The sequence below is a fragment of the Paraburkholderia fungorum genome, from assembly GCF_003610895.1.
In the GTDB taxonomy this organism is placed as follows: Bacteria; Pseudomonadota; Gammaproteobacteria; order Burkholderiales; family Burkholderiaceae; genus Paraburkholderia; species Paraburkholderia fungorum_B.
Window position 1 is genome coordinate 1 of sequence record NZ_MCAS01000036.1, and the last position, 22,346, is coordinate 22,346.

At 62.6% G+C, this 22,346-nt stretch carries 17 protein-coding genes; 16 read left to right on the plus strand and 1 reads right to left on the minus strand.

What is annotated here, in order from left to right; all coding sequences use genetic code 11:
* The coding region (gene ilvA, locus BCY88_RS28625; RefSeq protein ID WP_259461540.1) for a threonine ammonia-lyase, biosynthetic at positions 1 to 1,460 on the minus strand (1,460 nt) is incomplete at its 3' end.
* 512 nt (positions 1,461 to 1,972) lie between these two features.
* Between ilvA and BCY88_RS28635 the strand changes: the two genes are divergently transcribed.
* The 16 genes from BCY88_RS28635 (at position 1,973) to BCY88_RS28710 (ending at position 22,327) form a co-directional block, all read left to right on the plus strand.
* The gene (locus BCY88_RS28635) at positions 1,973 to 6,028 is read left to right on the plus strand and encodes a DUF3683 domain-containing protein (RefSeq protein ID WP_120347534.1); all 4,056 of its coding nucleotides are present in this window, start codon (positions 1,973 to 1,975) and stop codon (positions 6,026 to 6,028) included.
* Between the two features lie 34 nt (positions 6,029 to 6,062).
* A complete protein-coding gene (locus tag BCY88_RS28640) occupies positions 6,063 to 6,491 on the plus strand; it encodes an HIT family protein (protein WP_120347535.1) in 429 nt (142 codons plus the stop codon).
* Positions 6,492 to 6,635: 144 nt separating this feature from the next.
* Positions 6,636 to 7,049 (plus strand): gamma-butyrobetaine hydroxylase family protein, encoded by a 414-nt coding sequence (locus BCY88_RS28645; RefSeq protein WP_120347536.1) that lies wholly within the window; start codon positions 6,636 to 6,638, stop codon positions 7,047 to 7,049.
* 69 nt (positions 7,050 to 7,118) lie between these two features.
* The gene (gene ubiE, locus BCY88_RS28650; protein WP_120347537.1) at positions 7,119 to 7,850 is read left to right on the plus strand and encodes a bifunctional demethylmenaquinone methyltransferase/2-methoxy-6-polyprenyl-1,4-benzoquinol methylase UbiE; all 732 of its coding nucleotides are present in this window, start codon (positions 7,119 to 7,121) and stop codon (positions 7,848 to 7,850) included.
* A gap of 38 nt (positions 7,851 to 7,888) precedes the next feature.
* Entirely contained in the window at positions 7,889 to 8,881 is a 993-nt protein-coding gene (locus tag BCY88_RS28655; RefSeq protein ID WP_120347538.1) for a Tim44 domain-containing protein, read from the plus strand.
* Positions 8,882 to 9,034: 153 nt separating this feature from the next.
* On the plus strand, positions 9,035 to 9,679 hold the full coding sequence (locus BCY88_RS28660; protein ID WP_120347539.1) for a ubiquinone biosynthesis accessory factor UbiJ: 645 nt from the start codon (positions 9,035 to 9,037) through the stop codon (positions 9,677 to 9,679).
* Between the two features lie 15 nt (positions 9,680 to 9,694).
* A complete protein-coding gene (ubiB, locus tag BCY88_RS28665; protein ID WP_120347540.1) occupies positions 9,695 to 11,272 on the plus strand; it encodes a ubiquinone biosynthesis regulatory protein kinase UbiB in 1,578 nt (525 codons plus the stop codon).
* A 23-nt stretch (positions 11,273 to 11,295) separates the two neighbouring features.
* Positions 11,296 to 11,919 carry a class I SAM-dependent methyltransferase gene (locus tag BCY88_RS28670; protein WP_120347541.1) on the plus strand — a complete coding sequence of 208 codons (624 nt, stop codon included), beginning with the start codon at positions 11,296 to 11,298 and terminating at the stop codon, positions 11,917 to 11,919.
* Positions 11,920 to 12,099: 180 nt separating this feature from the next.
* A complete protein-coding gene (locus BCY88_RS28675) occupies positions 12,100 to 12,504 on the plus strand; it encodes an FmdB family zinc ribbon protein (RefSeq protein ID WP_120347542.1) in 405 nt (134 codons plus the stop codon).
* Between the two features lie 75 nt (positions 12,505 to 12,579).
* Positions 12,580 to 13,233 (plus strand): DUF502 domain-containing protein, encoded by a 654-nt coding sequence (locus tag BCY88_RS28680; protein ID WP_120347543.1) that lies wholly within the window; start codon positions 12,580 to 12,582, stop codon positions 13,231 to 13,233.
* A 77-nt stretch (positions 13,234 to 13,310) separates the two neighbouring features.
* Positions 13,311 to 15,110: an aspartate--tRNA ligase gene (aspS, locus tag BCY88_RS28685; RefSeq protein WP_120347544.1), complete on the plus strand. Its 1,800-nt coding sequence runs from the start codon at positions 13,311 to 13,313 to the stop codon at positions 15,108 to 15,110.
* A gap of 191 nt (positions 15,111 to 15,301) precedes the next feature.
* On the plus strand, positions 15,302 to 15,802 hold the full coding sequence (nudB, locus tag BCY88_RS28690) for a dihydroneopterin triphosphate diphosphatase (RefSeq protein ID WP_120347590.1): 501 nt from the start codon (positions 15,302 to 15,304) through the stop codon (positions 15,800 to 15,802).
* Positions 15,799 to 17,058: a cardiolipin synthase ClsB gene (gene clsB / locus BCY88_RS28695; RefSeq protein ID WP_120347545.1), complete on the plus strand. Its 1,260-nt coding sequence runs from the start codon at positions 15,799 to 15,801 to the stop codon at positions 17,056 to 17,058. Before nudB ends, clsB begins: the two co-directional genes overlap by 4 nt.
* A 226-nt stretch (positions 17,059 to 17,284) precedes the next feature.
* The gene (locus BCY88_RS28700; RefSeq protein WP_046566835.1) at positions 17,285 to 17,884 is read left to right on the plus strand and encodes a TetR/AcrR family transcriptional regulator; all 600 of its coding nucleotides are present in this window, start codon (positions 17,285 to 17,287) and stop codon (positions 17,882 to 17,884) included.
* Positions 17,885 to 17,980: 96 nt separating this feature from the next.
* Complete coding sequence (locus BCY88_RS28705) at positions 17,981 to 19,768, plus strand: acyl-CoA dehydrogenase C-terminal domain-containing protein (RefSeq protein ID WP_120347546.1); 1,788 nt, start codon at positions 17,981 to 17,983, stop codon at positions 19,766 to 19,768.
* A 123-nt stretch (positions 19,769 to 19,891) separates the two neighbouring features.
* On the plus strand, positions 19,892 to 22,327 hold the full coding sequence (locus BCY88_RS28710) for a 3-hydroxyacyl-CoA dehydrogenase/enoyl-CoA hydratase family protein (protein WP_120347547.1): 2,436 nt from the start codon (positions 19,892 to 19,894) through the stop codon (positions 22,325 to 22,327).
* Positions 22,328 to 22,346: the final 19 nt, after the last annotated feature.

A 22,346-nucleotide genomic window follows, 5' to 3' on the forward strand; every position in this document is an offset into this window, starting at 1 on the left:
GCGAGAAAGCGCTCGAACTCGCGGTTCTCGCTCTCCGGCACCTGGATGCCGACCAGAATCGAACTGTAGTCCGCGCCCTGGTTGCGGTAGTGGAACAGGCTGATATTCCAGTTCGGCGCCATCGACGAGAGGAACTTCATCAGCGCGCCCGGCCGCTCTGGAAACTCGAAGCGGAACAGGCGTTCGTCATGCGCCAGCGGCGAGCGGCCGCCCACCATGTAGCGGATGTGCTGCTTCGACAGTTCGTCGAAGGTCAGATCGACGGTGGCAAAGCCGTGCGCTTCAAAGGCGCCCGCGATCTGCGCCGATTCGCTGCGATTCCTGATCTGCACGCCGACGAAGATATGCGCTGAATTCGCGTCCGCAATCCGGTAGTTGAACTCGGTGACGCTGCGCGTGCCCACCAGTTCGCAGAAGCGGCGGAAGCTGCCGCGCTCCTCGGGAATCGTCACGGCGAACACCGCCTCACGCGCTTCACCGACTTCGGCGCGCTCGGCCACGAAACGCATGCGGTCGAAGTTCATGTTCGCGCCGGACGTGATCGCAATCAACGTCTGGCCTTCGAGACCTTCGCGCTCGGCATACTGTTTGGCGCCCGCCACGGCCAGCGCGCCGGCCGGCTCCAGCACGCTGCGGGTGTCCTGGAAGACGTCCTTGATCGCCGCGCATAGCGCGTCGGTGTTCACGAGCAGCACGTCGTCGAGATAATCGCTGCACAGGCGGAAGGTTTCCTCGCCCACCAGCTTGACCGCGGTGCCGTCCGAGAACAGCCCGACCTCGTTCAGGGTGACGCGTTCACCCGCCTTCAGCGAGGCGGCCATCGCGCACGAGTCATCGGTCTGCACGCCAATCACCCTGATCTCCGGGCGCACCGATTTCACATACGCCGCCACGCCTGCCGCGAGACCACCGCCGCCGATCGGCACGAAGATCGCATGGATCGGACCCTGATGCTGGCTGAGAATCTCCATCGCGACCGTGCCCTGGCCGGCGATCACGTACGGATCGTCGAACGGGTGCACGAACGTCAGGCCGCGTTCTTCCTGCAGCTTCACGGCATGTCCGTACGCGTCGCTATAGGACTCGCCAAACTGCACGACCTCGACCGTCGCCCCGCCATGCGCGCGCACCGCATCGACCTTCACCTGCGGTGTAGTCACCGGCACGACGATGATCGCCTTCACGCCCATGCGGGCCGCCGAGAGCGCCACGCCCTGCGCGTGATTGCCTGCCGAGGCGGTAATCACGCCCCGCTCCAGCGCGTCCGCCGGGATATGCGCCATCTTGTTGTACGCGCCGCGCACCTTGAACGAGAACACCGGCTGGTTGTCCTCGCGCTTCAGATAGACCGGATTGGACAGCCGCGCCGACAGGTTCGGCGCACGTTCGAGCTCGGTCTCGCGGGCCACGTCGTAGACGCGCGCGGTCAGGATTTTCTTCAGGTAGTCGTGGGAAGCCATGCGGGTGGCGCGGTGCGCTTTGTGAGACGGGAAAGGGTCAATGATAGCGCCAACGGTGCGCGCTCTGGCCTTCATCAAGCCCGTGGCGTGCGCCGGAGCGTTGTCAGCAAGGGGCCGCCCGACCGTTCGGTCGGAGAATCCCTGGCGTGCGCTTGTGGCGCTGCTCCGTCCAAAAACGCGCAAAACCCCGCCACCGTTCCGATTTCGGGCGTCAACGCGCGGCGGGATCATAAGGTAGAATTCCATTTTGGAATAAGGATCGGAAGATGCACTGGCAGCCTCGGATCGCCCATTTGATGCCCGTCCCGCGTGAGTCTTGCCCCGCGGCGGAGCGTCACGTCCGCCACGCGCGATCGTGTAGCTGTCTCTGAGCGCCGTGAAGCGACCGATGTGGGTAAGCCGTCGGTTGCGCTTCGCTCCCCTAGAAGATTTCCAGCATTGCGCCCCACGCGCACCGTCCGCCGACGCCTCACCCGTGAGCGCGCCCGGTTGACCCACCGAGTCGTCCGAACATGAACGCACCTCAAGTTTTCGATCCGCACGGGGCCGCCAACGCGGTGGCCGCCGATCCCGAAGCGCGTCTGCGCGAAATTCCCTACAACTACACGTCGTTCTCCGACCGTGAAATCGTTATCCGTCTGCTCGGCGACGAAGCCTGGGCGGCTTTGGCCGAACTGCGCGCGGAACGCCGCACCGGCCGCTCGGCGCGGATGCTGTACGAAGTGCTCGGCGACATCTGGGTCGTGCGCCGCAATCCTTACCTGCAAGACGACCTGCTCGACAATCCGAAGCGCCGCGCCCTGCTGATCGAGGCGCTGCACCATCGTCTGAGCGAGATCGAAAAGCGCCGGCGTGCCGATCTGGTCGAGCATGGCGACGAAGCGGGCATCGATCGGGCGGCGCGCGTTGAAACGCTGGTGGCGGCTGCACGCCGTGCCGTCGACGATTTCGAGAGCGAGTTCCAGAAGACCTTCGATCTGCGCCGTCGCGCGAACAAGGTGCTGGGCAAGGTCACCGAGAAAGACAACATCAAGTTCGACGGTCTGTCCCGCGTCTCGCACGTGACGGATGCGACGGACTGGCGCGTCGAGTACCCATTCGTCGTGCTGACGCCGGATACCGAGGCCGAGATCGCCGGCATGATCAAGGCGTGTTTCGAACTCGGTTTGACCGTGATCCCGCGCGGAGGCGGCACGGGCTACACGGGCGGCGCGGTGCCGCTTACGCCGTTTTCGGCCGTCATCAATACGGAGAAGCTCGAACAGCTGGGTGCGGTTGAATTGACCGAACTGCCGGGTGTCGATCGCAAGGTTCCGACGATTTTCTCCGGCGCCGGCGTCGTGACGCGTCGCGTGACCGAAGCCGCCGAACAGGCCGGCTATGTGTTCGCGGTGGACCCGACCTCGCTGGACGCGTCCTGCGTCGGCGGCAACGTCGCGATGAACGCGGGCGGCAAGAAAGCGGTGCTGTGGGGCACGGCGCTCGACAACCTCGCCTGGTGGCGCATGGTCGACCCGGAAGGGAACTGGCTCGAAGTCACACGCCTGGACCACAACCTCGGCAAGATTCACGACATTGAAGTCGCGCGTTTCGAGCTGAAATGGTTCGACGGCAGCCACGCGCCGGGCGAAAAATTGCTGCGCACACAGGCGCTCGACATCAAGGGCCGCGTATTCCGTAAGGAAGGTCTGGGCAAGGACGTGACCGACAAATTCCTGGCCGGTCTGCCGGGCGTGCAGAAGGAAGGTTGCGACGGCCTGATCACGTCGGCGCGCTGGGTGTTGCACAAGATGCCGGCGCACACGCGCACGGTTTGTCTCGAGTTCTTCGGTCAGGCCCGCGAAGCGATTCCGAGCATTGTCGAGATCAAGGACTATCTGTTCGAAACGTCGAAACAGGGCGGCGCGATTCTCGCCGGCCTCGAGCATCTGGACGAGCGCTACCTGCGCGCGGTCGGCTACGCGACCAAGAGCAAGCGCAACGCGTTTCCGAAGATGGTGCTGATCGGCGACATCGTCGGCGACGATGCGGATGCGGTGGCGCAAGCGACTTCGGAAGTCGTGCGCATGGCCAACGGCAAGAGCGGCGAAGGTTTCGTCGCCGTCAACGCCGAGGCGCGCAAGCGTTTCTGGCTCGATCGCAGCCGTACCGCGGCGATTGCCAAGCACACCAACGCGTTCAAGATCAACGAAGACGTGGTGATCCCGCTCGACCGCATGGGCGAATACACCGACGGCATCGAACGCATCAATATCGAACTGTCGATCAAGAACAAGCTGCAACTGGTCGACGCGCTCGAAACGTTCTTCAAGGGCGGCAAGCTGCCGCTCGGCAAGAGCGACGACGCCAACGAAATTCCGAGCGCGGAGTTGCTCGAAGATCGCGTGCAACAGGCGCTCGATCTGCTGAAGAAAGTGCGTACGCGCTGGGAATTCCTGCGCGACAAGCTCGATCTGTCCTTGCGCGAGGCACAGCATTATCTGGTTGGCCTTGGCTACGAAGCGCTGGCCGAGAAATTTGCCGATCGCGCCGACGCGCAGCCTGACGCCACCGTGTTCCACATCACGCAGGACCGCACGATTCGCGTGTCCTGGAAGCAGGAAATCCGGGCCGAATTGCGGCAGATCTTCAACGGCGGCGAGTTCAAGCCGATCCTCGAAGAAGCTCAGGCGATTCACAAGAAGGTGCTGCGCGGCCGCGTGTTCGTCGCGCTGCACATGCACGCGGGCGACGGCAACGTCCACACCAACCTGCCGGTCAACTCCGACAACTACGAGATGCTGCAGGACGCCCACACGGCGGTCGCGCGCATCATGAAGCTGGCGCGTTCGCTCGACGGCGTGATTTCCGGCGAGCACGGCATCGGCATTACCAAGCTCGAGTTCCTGACCGACGAAGAGATCGCCGAATTCCGCGCGTACAAGCAGCGCGTCGATCCGCATGGCCGCTTCAACGCGGGCAAGCTGCTCGAAGGCGCCGACCTGCGCAACGCCTACACGCCGAGCTTCGGCCTGATGGGCTACGAATCGCTGATCATGCAGCAGTCCGACATCGGCGCGATTTCCGAGTCGATCAAAGACTGTTTGCGCTGCGGCAAGTGCAAGCCGGTGTGCGCGACCCACGTGCCGCGCGCGAACCTGCTGTATAGCCCGCGCAACAAGATTCTCGCGACCTCCTTGCTGGTCGAGGCGTTCCTGTACGAAGAGCAGACCCGCCGCGGTGTGTCGATCAAGCACTGGGACGAGTTCAACGACGTCGCCGATCACTGCACCGTCTGTCACAAATGCGTAACGCCATGCCCGGTGAAGATCGACTTTGGCGACGTGACGATGAACATGCGCAACCTGCTGCGCAAGATGGGCAAGAAGAAGTTCAACGCGGGCAACGCGGCCGGCATGTTCTTCCTGAACGCGACCAACCCGCAGACCATCAACCTCGCGCGCACCGCGATGATGGGCATCGGCTACAAGGCGCAGCGCCTCGGCAACGACGTGCTGAAGAAGTTCGCGAAGAAGCAGGCTGCGCACCCGCCGGCAACCGTCGGCAAGCCGCCGGTCACGCAGCAGGTGATCCACTTCATGAACAAGAAGATGCCGGGCAACCTGCCGAAGAAGACCGCCCGCGCGCTGCTGGATATCGAGGACAACAAGATCGTCCCGATCATCCGCAATCCGAAGACGACCACGGCCGACACGGAAGCGGTGTTCTACTTCCCGGGCTGCGGCTCCGAGCGGCTGTTCTCGCAAGTGGGGCTGGCGACGCAGGCCATGCTGTGGGAGGCGGGCGTACAAACCGTGCTGCCGCCGGGTTACCTGTGCTGCGGCTATCCGCAGCGCGGTTCGGGCCAGTTCGACAAGGCCGAACAGATCGTCACGGACAACCGCGTGCTGTTCCACCGCGTTGCCAATACGCTGAATTACCTCGACATCAAGACGGTGGTGGTGTCGTGCGGCACGTGTTACGACCAGCTGGCCGGCTACGAATTCGAGAAGATCTTCCCGGGCTGCCGGATCATCGACATCCACGAGTTCCTGCTGGAGAAGGGCATCAAGCTCGAAGGCGTGAACGGCGTGCGCTACATGTACCACGACCCGTGCCACTCGCCGATCAAGACGATGGACCCGGTCAAGCTCGTCAATCAGCTGATGGGTTCGGAGAACGACGGCTACAAGATCGAGAAGAACGATCGTTGCTGTGGCGAATCCGGCACACTCGCGGTGACGCGCCCGGACATTTCGACGCAAGTCCGCTTCCGCAAGGAAGAGGAAATGCGCAAGGGCGCGGCGAAGCTGCGGGGTATTCCTTTGGTGGCTGAGCCAGGCGCGAATGGGATCACTGCGGCCAATGCGCCGGCCGGCGCGGCGGGTGCGCCGAACGGCGCCACCGACGTCAAGATCCTGACGAGCTGCCCGTCCTGCCTGCAAGGCCTGTCGCGCTACAACGAGGACGCGGGCACCGAGGCGGACTACATCGTCGTCGAAATGGCCCGTCACGTGCTCGGTGAAGACTGGATGTCGGACTACGTCCAGCGGGCGAACAATGGCGGAATCGAGCGCGTGCTGGTTTAATGGCACGACTGACGATTCTTGCCTGAGGACGACGATGGACTGCGTTTTTTGCCGTGAAGATGGCGGTGATGTGCTGTGGCAGGACGATACGCTGCGTGTCGTCCTCGCCGACGAACACGATTACCCGGGTTTTTGCCGGGTGATCTGGAACGCGCACATCGCCGAGTTTTCCGATCTCGCCGAAACCGACCGGGATCGCGTGATGCGGGCCGTGTACGCGGTCGAGCGTGCGATCCGGCGCATTCTTCAGCCGGTGAAGGTCAACCTGGCGAGCCTCGGCAACCAGGTGCCGCACGTGCATTGGCACGTGATTCCGCGTTTTTCGAACGACGCTCACTTCCCGTTGCCGATCTGGGCGCCGCGCCAACGCACGGTGTCCGAGGCCATGCTGTCGTCGCGCCGCGCGCAAGCCACCTTGCTGCGCGAGGCGGTGCGACAGGAAATCGAACAAGCTCTAGCCTGAGCGCGTCCGGATCCGCCGCTTCGCGCGAGGCGCGCCGGGGAGGTTGATTCCCCAATCCCCCAAGGGGACTTCCCGCGGGGCGGGAGACCTCCTGCGGAGCCGAAAGCCTGGCGCGGCCCGGCGTTTTCTTATGATGAGGTCAACATGAGTGGACTCACTCCCGACACCCCGGTGCCCACCGGCGTGGTCGTGCATTCCAGATCGCGCGTACTCGAATTGCAATACGCAAACGGCGAGACGTACCGCCTGCCGTTCGAACTGCTGCGCGTGTATTCGCCGTCAGCGGAGGTGATGGGCCACGGGCCGGGGCAGGAGACGCTGCAAACCGGCAAGCGCGACGTCACGATCAAGATGATCGAAGGCGTCGGCAACTATGCGATACAGCCGACTTTCTCCGACGGGCACGCCACCGGCATCTATTCCTGGGACCTGTTGTACGACATGGCCGTTCGTCAGGATGAACTCTGGCGCGACTATCTCGCCAAACTGACAGCGGCCGGCGTTGACCGCGATGCGCCCATGGCGCCGGCCGGTGCTGCGCACGGACACTGTCACTGATACGATTCGCCCTGATCGCCGCACTGATGCGGCGCAACATATTTCAGAATACGCGAAAGGACGAGCGCGATGAGCAAAACCCACTTCGGCTTTCAATCGGTCGACGAACAGGAAAAAGCGCAGAAGGTGGCGGGCGTGTTCCACTCGGTCGCCTCCAACTACGACTTGATGAACGACCTGATGTCGGGCGGGTTGCACCGGGCGTGGAAGATGTTCACGATCGCCCAGGCCAACGTCCGGCCGGGCTTCAAGGTGCTCGACATCGCGGGGGGCACGGGTGATCTGTCGAAGGCATTTGCCAGACAGGCGGGCGAAACCGGCGAAGTATGGCACACCGACATCAACGAATCGATGCTGCGCGTGGGCCGCGACCGCTTGCTGGATAAGGGCGTGATCACGCCGGCGCTGCTCTGCGACGCCGAAAAAATCCCTTTTCCCGACAATTACTTCGACGTGGTGACGGTGGCTTTTGGCCTGCGCAACATGACTCACAAGGACGTGGCGTTGGCCGAAATGCGGCGCGTGCTGAAGCCGGCAGGCCGTCTGCTGGTGCTGGAGTTCTCGAAAGTGTGGGATCCGCTTAAAAAGGTCTACGACGTCTATTCGTTCAAGGTGCTGCCATGGCTTGGCGACCGTTTTGCGAAGGACGCTGAGAGCTACCGCTACCTGGCGGAATCGATCCGGATGCATCCGGACCAGGAAACTTTAAAAACAATGATGGAACAAGCGGGCCTGGACGGCGTCAAATATTACAATTTGTCAGCTGGCGTGGTAGCTTTACATGTGGGGACCAAATACTAGGGTCCCTAACCCATCGATTTTTAAAGGAAAGTACGAAAATGTCCGATTCAGGTGTGTTATCTCCCCGTAAGGTTAAGCGGTCGTTGGTGAGAAGAATCGGACTGATCGCGATGGTCGGTCTGATCATGGCCGGCTCTCTCGCCTCGCTCGATGCGGAAGCTCGCCGCATGGGCGGTGGCCGTAGTATTGGCCGTCAGTCGAACACGGTTCAGCAGCAGTCGACCCCGTCGCAGCCTTCCCAAAGCAACCAGGCCATGCAGCAGCGCGCACAGCCGGCCCCGGCGCCCGCGCCGACGCCGGCCGCCGCGCCTAACCGCTCGCGCTGGCTTGGGCCGATCGCCGGTCTCGCGGCCGGCCTCGGTATCGCGGCGCTGTTGTCGCACTTCGGCCTGGGCGGCGCGTTCGCGGGCGCCATGGCCAACATCATCGTGATCGCGGTCCTCGCGATGATCGGCATCTGGCTGGTCCGCCGTTTCATGGGCCGCAAGCGCGATACGACCCAACCGGCCTACGCGGGCGGCTCGCCGTCGCTGAATGCGGGTGGCACCGGCTATACGCAGGAACCGCGTTACACCGCGCCGCCTGCCGGCTCGTACCTCGAACCGCAAGGCAACCCGCTGAACGCGGCGTCCGTCAACGCTGCCCCGGTCGTGCCGGCAGGCTTCGATTCGGAAGCGTTCCTGCGTAACGCCAAGGTGTACTTCGTGCGCCTGCAAGCCGCGTGGGACGTGGGCAATACGGAAGACATCCGCGAATTCACCACGCCGGAAATGTTCGCCGAAGTGAAGGTCGACCTTTCGTCGCGCGGTGCCGAGTCCAATCAGACGGACGTCGTGCAGCTGAACGCGGAGTTGCTGGGTGTTGAAGAACGCGCGACCGAATACCTCGCCAGCGTGCGCTTCTCCGGCTTGATCCGCGAATCGGCGGGCGCGGCGGCTGAGCCGTTCGTCGAAGTCTGGAACCTGACGAAGTCGAACCGTGCGGGTGAAGGCTGGCTGCTGGCGGGCATTCAGCAGGTGGTGCAGCACTGAGGCTGCCACGAAACAGGGCCGAGGCGACGCTGCGCGCCTTGACTTCGCACACAGCATTGGCCGTTCGGCATAGCAGGCCGCGAAGCGAACGGACGTTACAATAGGAACCCGCGCGGGCACCTCGCCCGCGCGGGTTTTTTCTTGCCACTCTCAATGACCCTCGCCGCCAAGCCTTTCGCTGCTGCCGTCAATCACCTGCTCGCCCGCGAATCGTGGGCCCGAGAGCGCCTCGCCCCGTACGCGGGCAAGACCGCGAGACTGTCCTGTCCACCGGTCACGCTGATGCTGCTGGTGCAACCAGACGGCTATCTGGGTGCGCTCGACGAAACCGATGCGCAGCAGTTCGACGTGACCATCTCGGTGCCGTCCGATGCGCTGCCGGCCTTCGTGCAAGGCGGCCAGGCGGCCGTGATGAAGCATGTGAAGATCGAAGGCGACGCCGAGTTTGCGACCGTGATCGCCAAGCTTGCCGAGCATCTGCGCTGGGAGCCGGAAGAGGATCTGGCGAAGCTGATCGGCGACGGTCCGGCGTGGCGGGTCGCGTCGGTCGTGCGTACGGTCGGTGAACACGCGCGGCGTACCGGGCGCAATCTGCTCGACACCGCCGCCGAATACCTGCTCGACGAGAATCCCCAACTGGTGCGCCGCGTCGCGCTGGAAGACTTCAACGTCGAATTGGCCCGCGCCCGCGATGCTTTGGCGCGCGTGGAAAAGCGCATCGAGCGTCTCGAACAGAAGGTCGAAGCCCACGGCGCCCATGCGCCGGGCGGCGCCGCCACGTCGCGCGGCACGCGCTAGTCACTGGGCACCACTATGCGTTTTCTGCGTTTCCTCAAGATTTTCTTCACGGTCATTCGCTTCGGTCTCGACGAGATGATGCTCAGCCGCGTCAATGACCGGCGTGTGCGTCTGTTGCTGCGTATCACCACCATCGGCCGCAAGTTCGACGCGCCGCCGGGCGTGCGCTTGCGGCTTGCGCTCGAAAGCCTCGGGCCGATCTTCGTCAAATTCGGCCAGGTGCTGTCCACGCGGCGCGATCTGCTGCCGGTCGATATCGCCAATGAACTGGCCAAGCTGCAGGATCAGGTCCCGCCGTTCGATTCGGCGGTGGCGATAGGGCTGGTCGAGAAGTCGCTCGGCGCCCCGGTCGACGTTCTGTTCGACGATTTCGAGCGGGTGCCGGTAGCGAGCGCGTCGATCGCGCAGGTTCACTTTGCGAAGGTGAAAGCGGGGCAGCACGCGGGCAAGGCGGTCGCCGTGAAGGTGCTGCGGCCGAATATGCTGCCGGTGATCGACTCCGACCTGGCCTTGCTGCGCGATATCGCGGTATGGGCCGAACGCCTTTGGGCTGATGGCAAGCGCCTCAAGCCGCGCGAGGTGGTGGCCGAATTCGACAAGTATCTGCACGACGAACTCGATCTGATGCGCGAAGCGGCGAACGGCAGCCAGCTGCGCCGCAACTTCGCCGGGCTCGATCTGCTGCTGGTGCCGGAGATGTACTGGGAATTCTGCACGCCTACGGTGCTGGTGATGGAACGCATGGTTGGCGTGCCGATCAGCCAGGTGGAGACGCTGCGCGCGGCGGGCGTGGATATTCCGAAGCTGGCGCGCGAAGGCGTGGAGATCTTCTTCACGCAGGTGTTCCGCGATGGTTTTTTCCACGCCGACATGCACCCGGGCAACATTCAGGTAAGCCTCGATCCGGCGCATTTCGGCCGCTATATCGCGCTCGACTTCGGCATTATCGGTGCGCTGTCGGACTTCGATAAAAATTACCTCGCGCAGAATTTCCTCGCGTTCTTCAAGCGTGACTACCACCGCGTCGCCACGCTGCATCTGGAGTCCGGCTGGGTGCCGCCCACCACCCGGGTCGAAGAACTGGAAAGCGCGATCCGCGCAGTGTGCGAGCCCTATTTCGACCGCGCGTTGAAGGATATTTCGCTCGGCCAGGTGTTGATGCGCCTGTTCTCGACCTCGCGCCGTTTCAACGTGGAAATCCAGCCGCAACTGGTGTTGCTGCAGAAAACCATGCTGAACGTAGAAGGGCTCGGGCGCTCGCTCGATCCTGAACTGGATTTGTGGAAGACGGCCAAGCCCTATCTCGAACGCTGGATGAATGAACAGATCGGCCTGCGCGGCTGGTACGAGCGGCTGAAGATCGAGGCGCCGCAGTGGAGCAAGACGTTGCCGCAGTTGCCGCGCCTGATTCACCACGTGTTGGCTGAGCGCCACGACAACACGCGCGGCGCGAACGACGAGATGATTCGCCAGATTCTGTTAGAACAGAAACGCACCAACCGGTTGCTGCAAGGGCTGCTGCTGTTCGGCGTGGCGGTCGGTGTCGGCGCGGTGGCGGCGCGGGCGTTTCTGGCGTTCGCCTACGGCGCGTAATCCTGACCCACATTAGGTATCCCATGAGCGACCCGACCCAACCTTCCCCGCCCGACTTTACAAGCCGCGACCCCAATTCGCCGGAGTTCTGGAACGAGCGCTTCGAGCGCCACTACACGCCGTGGGATCAGGCGGGCGTGCCGTCGGCGTTCCAGTCTTTCGCGAGCCGGCACAGCGGCGCCGCCGTGTTGATTCCCGGCTGCGGCAGTGCTCATGAGGCGCTCTGGCTGGCCACGCAGGGCAACCCGGTGCGGGCGATCGATTTCTCTTCAGCCGCCGTCGTGGCGGCGCGCGGGCAATTGGGTGCGCAGCATGCGCAACTGGTCGAGCAGGCTGATTTTTTTACCTATGAACCGTCATTCACGCCGGCATGGATCTACGAGCGTGCGTTCCTCTGCGCGCTGCCGGTGGCGCGCCGTGCAGATTATGCGCAACGGATGGCCGAGTTGTTGCCTGCGGGCGCGTTGCTGGCAGGTTTCTATTTTATCGGCGCGACGCCGAAAGGTCCGCCGTTCGGCATCGAGCGCGCTGAACTCGACGCGTTGCTCATGCCGCACTTCGATCTGATCGAAGATGAAGCCGTGAACGACTCAATTGCTGTTTTTGCCGGCCGCGAACGCTGGATGACATGGCGCCGTCGTGGTTGAGTGCGCCTTCGCCGCGCTTGGCGCGTGCTCGAGGCGCACTTGATTCGATAGCGGCTGCCCCCATATAGGTGGGCGGCGGCTGCGTCCGGCGTTTCGCCCCGAAATTCACGGGCGTCTAGCCATATACGGCTATAATTCAAAGCTTTGCAAGCGTTTACAAGATTTCAGTAGGGAAAGTTCATGCCGATCTACGCTTATCGTTGCGAGTCATGCGGCTTCGGGAAGGACGTGCTTCAGAAGATGAGCGACCCCCAGTTGACGCAGTGCCCCGAGTGCGGAAAAGACACCTTCCGTAAGCAGGTGACTGCAGCCGGTTTCCAGTTGAAGGGCTCCGGCTGGTATGTAACCGATTTCCGCGGCGGTAATGGCGGCACGAGCGCGCCCGCCAAGCCGGACGCGAATGGCAGCTCGAATGCGAATTCGGGCGAAAACGCCGCAGCCGGCAATGACGGCGCAGCGAAATCCGACACGGCTTCGGCCAACGGCACGGCCGCCGCCGCTTCATCGGGCGCAGCCGCAACGCCTGCTGCGCCCGCTGCCGCACCCGCCTCATCGGCGAGTTCGAGCGGTTCCAGCAGCGCCTAGTGGGACTGCCGTCCTCAGGGGCGGCATACACGCCGCGCGCCGAATATCGGCTTGCGCGGCTTTCTGGCGGTACACATGACGACGAAAAAAACGACGCTCAAATCGGTGTTTCTGACTGGCCTGCTGGTGCTGGTGCCTCTGGCTATCACACTGTGGGTGCTCGGCCTGATCATCGGCACGATGGACCAGACGCTGTTGCTGCTGCCGAGCGCCTGGCAGCCGGAGCGCCTGTTCGGTTTCCGTTTGCCGGGCCTCGGCGCGGTGCTGACGCTGGCGTTTATCTTTGTCGTCGGGCTGTTGACGCAAAACTTCATCGGCCAGAAGCTCGTGAAGTGGTGGGAAGTCGTGGTCGCTCACATTCCGGTGGTCGGCCCGATCTACACCAGCGTGAAGCAGGTGTCGGACACCTTGTTGTCGAGCAGCGGCAATGCGTTTCGCAAGGCGCTCCTGATCGAGTACCCGCGCCGCGGTTCCTATACGATTGCGTTTCTGACCGGCATTCCGGGCGGCGACGTGGTCAACCACCTGAAAGAAGATCACGTCAGCGTGTATGTGCCGACTACGCCGAACCCAACGTCCGGCTTCTTCCTGATGGTGCCGAGGAGCGAAGTGATCGAACTGGACATGACGGTCGACGCCGCGCTCAAGTACATCGTCTCGATGGGCGTCGTGGCGCCGTCCGCGCCGCCGGCGCCGGTGCGCCGCACGACAGTCGAGCCTCCGCTGTAATGCCGGTGCGCAGCGTTTCAAGCCATGTTTGATTGCTGCGCGCCTGTTCAACTAATGCAAAACGAAAGACAAACATCATGTCGATGAGATCTGAATACTGTGGTCTGGTGACCGAAGAACTGCTGGGTCAATCTGTCTCGCTGTGCGGCTGGGTAAGCCGCCGCCGCGACCATGGCGGCGTCATCTTCATCGACCTGCGCGATCGCGAAGGCCTCGTTCAGGTCGTCTGCGATCCGGATCGCGCGGAGATGTTCAAGACTGCCGAAGGCGTGCGCAACGAGTTCTGCCTGCAGATCAAGGGCGTGGTGCGCGCTCGCCCGGAAGGCACGACGAACGCGTCGCTCAAGAGCGGCAAGATCGAGGTGCTGTGCCACGAACTTATCGTGCTGAACCCGTCGATCACGCCGCCGTTCCAGCTCGACGACGACAACCTGTCGGAAACCACGCGCCTCACGCATCGCGTGCTCGACCTGCGCCGCCCGCAGATGCAGCACAACCTGCGTCTGCGGTACCGCGTCGCGATCGAAGTGCGCAAGTACCTCGACTCGCTGGGCTTCATCGACATCGAAACGCCGATGCTCACCAAGAGCACGCCGGAAGGCGCGCGCGATTACCTCGTGCCGTCGCGTACCAACCCGGGCCAGTTCTTCGCGTTGCCGCAATCGCCGCAACTGTTCAAGCAGTTGCTGATGGTCGCTAACTTCGATCGCTACTACCAGATCGTCAAGTGCTTCCGCGACGAAGACCTGCGCGCCGACCGTCAGCCGGAATTCACGCAGATCGACTGCGAAACCTCGTTCCTGTCGGAACAGGAAATCCGCGATCTGTTCGAAGCCATGATCCGTCACGTGTTCAAGGAAACGATCGGCGTCGAACTGGCCGAGAAATTCCCGGTCATGGAGTACTCGGAAGCCATGCGCCGCTTCGGTTCGGACAAGCCGGACCTGCGCGTCAAGCTCGAATTCACCGACCTGACGGATGCGGTTAAAGACGTCGACTTCAAGGTATTCAGCACGCCGGCCAACACGAAAGACGGCCGCGTCGCGGCGATCCGCGTGCCGAAGGGCGGCGAGCTTTCGCGTGGCGATATCGACAGCTACACGGAATTCGTGCGCATCTACGGCGCGAAGGGCCTGGCATGGATCAAGGTCAACGAAGTGGCGAAGGGCCGTGACGGTCTGCAAAGCCCGATCGTCAAGAACCTGCACGACGAAGCAGTCAAGGCGATCATCGAGCGTACCGGCGCGCAAGACGGCGACATCATTTTCTTTGCGGCGGATCGCGCGAAGGTGGTGAACGACAGCCTGGGCGCGCTGCGTCTGAAGATCGGCCATTCGGAGTTCGGCAAGGCCAACGGTCTGGTGGAATCGGGCTGGAAGCCGCTGTGGGTGATCGACTTCCCGATGTTCGAGTACGATGAGGAAGACAACCGCTACGTCGCTGCGCATCACCCGTTCACGAGCCCGAAAGACGAGCACCTCGAGTATCTGGAAACGGATCCGGCGCGCTGCCTCGCCAAGGCCTACGACATGGTCCTGAACGGCTGGGAAATCGGTGGCGGTTCGGTGCGTATCCACCGTGAAGAAGTGCAGAGCAAAGTGTTCCGTGCGCTGAAGATCGGTGCGGAAGAAGCGCAGGCCAAGTTCGGCTTCCTGCTCGACGCGCTGCAATATGGCGCGCCGCCGCACGGCGGTATCGCATTCGGTCTGGACCGCATCATCACGATGATGGCAGGTGCCGATTCGATTCGCGACGTGATCGCGTTCCCGAAGACGCAACGCGCGCAGTGTCTGCTCACGCAGGCGCCAAGCGAAGTGGACGAGCGCCAGCTGCGCGAACTGCACATCCGTCTGCGTCAGCCGGAACCGAAGGTCTAAGCTGGATCAGACCGAAGCTGTCTGAAAACGACAGTAGAAAGCAAACGAAAAGGCGCGCGATGCGCCTTTTTCGTTTTTTGCGTTACAGTCGATGCAACCGGTCTCGAGCGCCTACCGGACCGCGCGTCGAACCACTCATCGGACCACTTACCGACATGTACCGCGCAAGCGTTGCGCCCAGTTTTTACGCCATGCCGAAACCGCCGAAGATCCCGCAATCCGTACTCGTCGTCATTCATACGCCAGCACTCGACGTGCTGTTGATCCGGCGCGCCGATCACGCGGATTTCTGGCAATCGGTGACCGGTTCGAAAGACCAGGTCGACGAACCTTTCGTCGAGACGGCGGTTCGCGAAGTGGCTGAGGAAACCGGCATCGTGGTCGGCAGCAAGCTGGTGCCGGAGAGCGCGCTGTTCGACTGGCAGTACTCGATCGAGTATGAGATCTATCCTCAGTTCCGGCATCGCTATGCCGAGGGCGTGATTCACAACACCGAGCACTGGTTCAGCCTGGAAGTGCCCGAGCAGGTCGAAGTGGCGCTCGCGCCTCGCGAGCACACCGCGTTTCTGTGGTTGCCGTATGAAGAGGCGGCGTCGCGCTGCTTTTCGTCATCGAATGCCGACGCGATCCTGCAATTGCCGAAGCGGCTTGCCGGGCGTCGCAAGGATCAGCCCGAGGAGCGTGCCCGGTGAGCGTCGGCGGCGCGCGCCGTTTCGCGCGACTCCGGCAATCGCTGCTCGGCCGCCGCTATTGGCAACGCTACCGATTTACCAGCGGCAACAACGTCAAGCTGCTGCGCTCCGGCGAGGAGTTCTTCGCCGCGCTGATCGAACGTATCGATGCGGCGCAGAGCGACGTGGTTCTCGAAACCTATATCTTCTGCAACGACAGCGCGGGTGAGGCCGTTAGTGCGGCTTTGCTGCGGGCAGCTTCGCGCGGCGTGACGGTGCGCGTGATCACGGACGGAATCGGCACCGCGCGCTTGCCGATGTTCAACGAATGGCCGCTCGCCGGCATCGACCATCGCATCTACAACCCGCATCTGTTCGGCCGCTTCGGCTTCTCGCGCACGCACCGCAAGATCGCGGCGGTGGACGATCAGTTCGGCTATTGCGGCGGCATCAATATCGTCGACGATTACGAGAACAACGGTGAGACGCTGCCTTACCGGCGCTGGGATTTCGCGGTGGAATTGCAGGGCCCCGTAGTCGCCGATATCCGCCAGGCGTTCGAGGTGCAATGGCGGCGGATTCGCCTTGGACATCGGCCGCCGGAGTCTCTCGACGCCGATCTCGCGCCGAAGACCATGGCGTCGCTCGGCACGCTGCGCCGCCGGCGCCGCAATCGCAACGAGGCGCTCTGGGCTGGCGGGCAACCCTGTGTGGCCTTCGTTGCGCGCGACAACCTGATCAACCGCCGTGCCATCGAAAAGGCGTATCTGACCGCGATTGGCCAGGCGCGCAGCGAAGTGCTACTGGCTAACCCGTACTTCATGCCGGGCCGCAAGCTGCGGCGTGCGCTGGTATTCGCGGCGCGGCGCGGCGTGGACGTCAAGCTCATTATCGGGCGCAAGGAGTTCAAGGCGCTCGATTACGCCGTGCCGTTCCTGTATCGCGCGCTGCTCAAGGCCGGCGTGCAGATCGCCGAGTACGAGAAAACCATGCTGCACGGCAAGGTCGCGGTGGTGGATTCGAACTGGGGCACAGTCGGCTCCTCGAACCTCGACGCGTTGAGCCTGATGCTCAACAACGAAGCCAACGTGGTGCTGGTCAACGATCCCTCGATCGACGCGCTGCGCGTTGCGATCCTCGCCGCGTTCAAGGAGTCGCGCCGGATCGACGAGGCGCGCTACGAGGCCCGTCCGGCCAGCGAGCGGCTGCTCAACTGGCTGGCCTACACGGCTTACCGGGCGGCGATGAAGCTGTTGACGGTGGGGGGCTATGACTAGCACGCCCACCTCTCTCACATAAGCGCAAGGGCGCGGTGTCAATGAATGGAAATAAGAGAAGGCAAACGCCTCTAAAAAATCTCCTTCGTCTGATTGACGGATGCCGCAGAATTGAAGCCAGGTTAGAAACCGGTTTCTAATAAAGTCCTTGTTTCGCGGACGGTCGCACACAATAATAGTACGGCCGTTCGATTTTCTTTCGGTCACATTAGAACGGTAAAAAGCTATGCGAAAAGGCGAACAAACACGAGTCGCGATTCTCGAAGCAGCACTTGATCTGGCAAGCCGCGACGGACTGGAAGGTCTGACGATTGGGCTGCTGGCCGAGCGCATGCAGATGAGCAAAAGCGGTGTGTTCGCGCATTTCGGGTCACGCGAGGATTTGCAGGTTGAAGTCGTGCGCGAATATCACCGTCGTTTCGAAGACGAGGTGTTTTTCCCGAGCCTGCGTGAGCCTCGTGGATTGCCGCGCTTGCGCGCGATGATCTCCCGCTGGATTGAGAAGCGCATTCAGGAAGTCACCACTGGGTGCATCTACATCAGCGGCGCGGTCGAGTACGACGACCGCGGGGACAACCCGGTGCGCGAGCAACTGGTGTCGAGCGTGACGATCTGGCGTGCGGCGCTTACTCGTGCAATTTCGCAGGCGATGGAAGAAGGGCATCTGCGCGCCGATACCGATCCGCAACTGATGCTGTTCGAACTGTACAGCTTCACGCTCGGCCTGCATCACGACGCACGCTTCCTGCACTTGCCGGATGCTGTGCGTCTCACGTGGGCCGCGCTGGAAAAATTGATTGTTTCGTATCAGAGCGAAAGCCGTTAGCAAGACCGCCGAAATCAAACAGATTAAGCGGCGCTGAAAGTCCGTCTCGTCGGATGAGCTAATAGCCTGGCTCCTTGTCAAACTTTGGAGAGAGTCATGGGACAGTACGCCGCGCCGCTGCGCGACATGCAATTCGTTTTGCACGAGCTGCTTAACGTCGAAGGCGAGATCAAGCAGATGCCGAAGCACGCGGATCTCGATGCGGACACGATCAACGCCGTGCTCGAAGAGGCCGGCAAGTTCTGTTCCGAAGTACTGTTCCCGCTCAATCACAGCGGCGACCAGGAAGGCTGCACGTACGTCGGCGACGGCGTCGTGACCACGCCGAAGGGCTTCAAGGAAGCCTACAAGCAATATGTGGAAGCCGGCTGGCCGGCACTCGGCTGCGATCCGGAGTACGGTGGCCAGGGCCTGCCCGCATTCGTCAACAACGCGCTGTACGAAATGCTGAACTCGGCAAATCAGGCGTGGACGATGTACCCGGGCCTGTCGCACGGCGCGTACGAATGTCTGCACGCGCATGGCACGCCGGAATTGCAGCAACGCTATCTGCCGAAGCTGGTCGCGGGCGTCTGGACCGGCACGATGTGTCTGACCGAGCCGCATTGCGGCACCGACCTCGGCATTCTGCGCACCAAGGCAGAACCGAACAGCGACGGTTCGTACGCGATCAGCGGCACGAAGATTTTCATCTCCAGCGGCGAACACGATCTCTCGGAGAACATCGTTCACCTGGTGCTGGCGCGTCTGCCGGGCGCACCGAACGGCACCAAGGGCATCTCGCTTTTCATCGTGCCGAAGTTCATCCCGAACGAAGCGGGCGAACCGGGCGAGCGCAACGGCGTGAAGTGCGGTTCCATCGAACACAAGATGGGCATTCACGGCAACGCAACCGCTGTGATCAATCTGGACAACGCGAAGGGCTGGCTGGTCGGTGAGCCGAACAAGGGCTTGAACGCGATGTTCGTGATGATGAACGCCGCGCGTCTGGGCGTCGGCATGCAAAGCCTGGGTCTGACCGAAATCGGCTATCAGAACTCGCTCACGTACGCGAAAGAGCGTCTGCAAATGCGCTCGCTGACGGGCCCGAAAGCGCCGGAAAAAGCCGCTGATCCGATCATCGTCCACCCGGACGTGCGTCGCATGCTGCTCACGCAGAAGGCCTACGCTGAAGGCGCGCGCGCGTTCTCGTACTGGTCCGCGCTGCACATCGACAAGGAACTGTCGCACGCCGACGAATCGGTGCGTAAAGACGCGGCGGATCTGGTCGCGCTGCTCACGCCGATCCTGAAGGCGTTCCTCTCGGACAACGCGTTCGAGAGCACCAATCACGCCATGCAGATTTACGGCGGCCACGGCTTTATCGCCGAGTGGGGCATGGAGCAATACGTGCGCGATGCGCGTATCAACATGATCTACGAAGGCACCAACGCGATTCAGGCGCTCGACCTGCTCGGCCGCAAGATTCTCGGCGACATGGGTGCGAAGATGAAGAAGTTCGGCAAGCTGGTGTCGGATTTCGTCGAAGCTGAAGGCGTGAAGCCGGAAATGCAGGAGTTCATCAACCCGCTCGCCGACATCGGCGAAAAGGTGCAGAAGCTGACGATGGAAATCGGCATGAAAGCCATGCAGAACCCGGACGAGGTTGGCGCCGCTGCCGTGCCGTATCTGCGCACCGTCGGCCACCTGGTGTTCTCGTACTTCTGGGCGCGCATGGCGCGTATCGCGCTGGACAACGAAGCATCGGGCGATCCGTTCTACAAGGCGAAGCTGGCTACCGCACGCTTCTATTTCGCGAAGCTGCTGCCGGAAACGGCGATGACGATCCGTCAGGCACGCGCCGGTTCGAAGTCGATGATGGACGTCGAAGAGTCGCTGTTCTAAGGCACCTACCTTACGGCAAGCGCCACGCCCTCAAGAGGCGTGGCGTCTTCCACCGCCACAAGCCACACATCGCGAACGTAAGAGACACATTCGCGACACCGCATAACTCCCCGGAGGAACGACGTGAGCAATCTGATCATTCGCAAGGTAGCCGTGCTCGGCGCCGGCGTGATGGGCGCGCAGATCGCCGCGCACCTGATCAACGCCAAGGTGCCCGTGCTGCTGTTCGACCTTCCTGCAAAAGAAGGCCCGAAGAACGCGATTGCCCTGAAGGCGATCGAGAATCTGAAGAAGCTGTCGCCCGCGCCGTTCGGCGTGAAGGACGACGCGCAATACATCCAGCCGGCGAATTACGACGACGACATCGAAAAGCTCGCCGAGTGCGACCTCGTGATCGAAGCGATCGCCGAACGCATGGACTGGAAGCACGACCTGTACAAGAAGGTGTCGCCGCACATCGCACCGAATGCGATCTTCGCGACCAACACGTCGGGTCTGTCGATCACCGAACTGTCGAACGGTTTCTCGGATGAGCTGAAGGCGCGCTTCTGCGGCGTGCACTTCTTCAATCCGCCGCGCTACATGCACCTGGTCGAACTGATTCCGACTGCCACGACGCGTCCGGAAATCCTCGACCAACTCGAATCGTTCCTGACGAGCGTGGTCGGCAAGGGCGTCGTGCGCGCGAAAGACACGCCGAACTTCATCGCCAACCGCGTCGGTATTTTCTCGATCCTGGCAGTTATCACCGAAGCTGCGAAGTTCGGCCTGCGTTTCGACGAAGTGGACGATCTGACGGGCTCGCGTCTGGGTCGCGCGAAGTCGGCAACGTTCCGCACGGCTGACGTGGTCGGTCTCGACACGATGGCGCACGTCATCAAGACGATGCAGGACACGTTGAAGGACGACCCGTTCTTTCCGGTTTACGAAACGCCGCCCGTGCTGGCTGAACTCGTGAAGAAGGGCGCGCTCGGTCAGAAGACCGGCGGCGGCTTCTACAAGAAAGAAGGCAAGGCCATCAAGGTGCTCGACCCGAAAACGGGCACATACGTCGACGGCGGCGCGAAAGCCGACGAACTGGTTGGCCGCATTCTGAAGCGCCCGCCGGCAGAGCGTCTGAAGCTCTTGCGCGAATCGGAGCATCCGCAAGCGCAATTCCTGTGGTCGATTTTCCGCGACGTGTATCACTACATCGGCGTGCATCTGGAATCGATCGCCGACAACGCGCGCGACGTCGATCTGGCGATTCGCTGGGGCTTCGGCTGGAACGAAGGCCCGTTCGAAGGCTGGCAGACGGCCGGCTGGAAGCAGGTCGCCGAATGGGTGCAGGAAGACATCGCGGCGGGCAAGGCGCTCTCGAACGTGCCGCTGCCGTCGTGGGTGCTGGAAGGCCCGGTTGCCGAGAAGGGCGGCGTGCATACGAACGAAGGTTCGTGGTCGCCGGCTTCGAAGACGTTTGTGCCGCGTTCCTCGCTGTCGGTCTACGACAAGCAGGTGTTCCGTGCACCGCTGGTCGGCGAAACGTCGGCTGATCCGAAGACCTACGGCAAGACGCTGTTCGAAACCGACGCCGTGCGCGCATGGGTCGACGATCGTGCAGGCGAGAACGACGTCCTGATCGTCTCGTTCAAGAGCAAGATGAACACGATCGGACCGTCGGTGATCGACGGTCTGACGCAGGCGATCGAACTGGCCGAGAAGGACTACAAGGGTCTGGTCGTGTGGCAGCCGACGTCGCTGAAACTCGGCACGCCGGGCGGCCCGTTCTCCGCAGGTGCGAACCTCGAAGAAGCCATGCCTGCGTTCATGATGGGCGGCGCAAAGGGCATTGAGCCGTTCGTGAAGAAATTCCAGCAAGGCATGCTGCGCGTGAAGTACGCGAGCGTGCCGGTCATCTCGGCGGTGTCGGGCATTGCGCTCGGCGGCGGCTGCGAGCTGGCGCTGCATAGCGCGAAGCGTGTCGCACACATCGAGAGCTATATCGGCCTGGTGGAAGTCGGCGTGGGTCTCGTGCCCGCGGGCGGCGGTCTGAAGGAAGCGGCGCTGCGCGCGGCGGAAGCCGCGACTGCAGCCGGCGCGACCAACGACCTGCTCAAGTTCGTGCAGAAGTCATTCGAAAACGCGGCGATGGCGAAGGTCTCGGCCTCGGCACTCGACGCCCGAGCCATGGGCTACCTGAAACCGTCCGACACGATCGTCTTCAACGTGTTCGAACTGCTCGACATTGCGAAGAAAGAAGCGCGCGCGCTGTCCGCCGCGGGTTACCGTCCGCCGCTGCGTGTCACGCAAGTGCCGGTGGCGGGCCGCTCGGCGATTGCGACCATCAAGGCATCGCTCGTCAACATGCGCGACGGCCGTTTCATCAGCGAGCACGATTTCCTGATCGCGAGCCGCATCGCGGAAGCGGTGTGTGGCGGTGACGTGGAAGCCGGCAGTCTCGTCGACGAAGAATGGCTGCTCAAACTCGAGCGTCAGGCGTTCGTCGATCTGCTCGGTACGCAAAAGACGCAGGAACGGATCATGGGCATGCTGCAAACCGGCAAGCCGGTGCGCAACTAAGCGACGAACGAAAACGGAG

Excerpts from the sequence above, each read along its gene's own strand:
- BCY88_RS28640 (WP_120347535.1), top strand. The coding sequence starts at position 6,063 with ATGGACTGCGTTTTTTGCCGTGAAGATGGCGGTGATGTGCTGTGGCAG.
- BCY88_RS28705 (WP_120347546.1), top strand. The coding sequence starts at position 17,981 with ATGGGACAGTACGCCGCGCCGCTGCGCGACATGCAATTCGTTTTGCAC.
- BCY88_RS28670 (WP_120347541.1), top strand. The coding sequence starts at position 11,296 with ATGAGCGACCCGACCCAACCTTCCCCGCCCGACTTTACAAGCCGCGAC.
- BCY88_RS28675 (WP_120347542.1), top strand. The coding sequence starts at position 12,100 with ATGCCGATCTACGCTTATCGTTGCGAGTCATGCGGCTTCGGGAAGGAC.
- BCY88_RS28700 (WP_046566835.1), top strand. The coding sequence starts at position 17,285 with ATGCGAAAAGGCGAACAAACACGAGTCGCGATTCTCGAAGCAGCACTT.
- BCY88_RS28635 (WP_120347534.1), top strand. The coding sequence starts at position 1,973 with ATGAACGCACCTCAAGTTTTCGATCCGCACGGGGCCGCCAACGCGGTG.
- BCY88_RS28655 (WP_120347538.1), top strand. The coding sequence starts at position 7,889 with ATGTCCGATTCAGGTGTGTTATCTCCCCGTAAGGTTAAGCGGTCGTTG.
- BCY88_RS28680 (WP_120347543.1), top strand. The coding sequence starts at position 12,580 with ATGACGACGAAAAAAACGACGCTCAAATCGGTGTTTCTGACTGGCCTG.
- nudB (WP_120347590.1), top strand. The coding sequence starts at position 15,302 with ATGCCGAAACCGCCGAAGATCCCGCAATCCGTACTCGTCGTCATTCAT.
- aspS (WP_120347544.1), top strand. The coding sequence starts at position 13,311 with ATGTCGATGAGATCTGAATACTGTGGTCTGGTGACCGAAGAACTGCTG.
- ubiE (WP_120347537.1), top strand. The coding sequence starts at position 7,119 with ATGAGCAAAACCCACTTCGGCTTTCAATCGGTCGACGAACAGGAAAAA.
- ubiB (WP_120347540.1), top strand. The coding sequence starts at position 9,695 with ATGCGTTTTCTGCGTTTCCTCAAGATTTTCTTCACGGTCATTCGCTTC.
- BCY88_RS28645 (WP_120347536.1), top strand. The coding sequence starts at position 6,636 with ATGAGTGGACTCACTCCCGACACCCCGGTGCCCACCGGCGTGGTCGTG.
- BCY88_RS28660 (WP_120347539.1), top strand. The coding sequence starts at position 9,035 with ATGACCCTCGCCGCCAAGCCTTTCGCTGCTGCCGTCAATCACCTGCTC.